Source organism: Bacillus sp. SIMBA_008, from assembly GCF_046535495.1.
In the GTDB taxonomy this organism is placed as follows: domain Bacteria; phylum Bacillota; class Bacilli; order Bacillales; family Bacillaceae; genus Bacillus; species Bacillus subtilis.
In genome coordinates this window covers 1-241 of sequence record NZ_JAWRWL010001156.1, presented here as the reverse complement: position 1 = coordinate 241, position 241 = coordinate 1, and the positions used below count along the sequence as shown (strand labels likewise).

The following is a 241-nucleotide window of genomic DNA, read 5'->3' as shown; positions in this document are numbered from 1 at the left end:
CTCCATGTGTCGCCACACTTCCACCTCAGACCTATGAACCTGCTCATCTTTCATGGATCTTACTTCCTTGCGGGATGGGAAATCTCATCTTGAGGGGGGCTTCATGCGTAGATGCTTTCAGCACTTATCCCGTCCGCACATAGCTACCCAGCGGTGCCATTAGCAGAACAACTGGTACACCAGCGGTGCGTCCATCCGGGTCCTCTCGAACTAAGGACAGCTCCTGTCAAATTTCCTGCGC

1 rRNA gene is annotated in these 241 nt (G+C 53.5%); it reads right to left on the bottom strand.

From position 1 onward, the window contains the following. A 23S ribosomal RNA gene (locus SB658_RS27065) occupies positions 1-241 on the bottom strand; the annotation flags it as partial.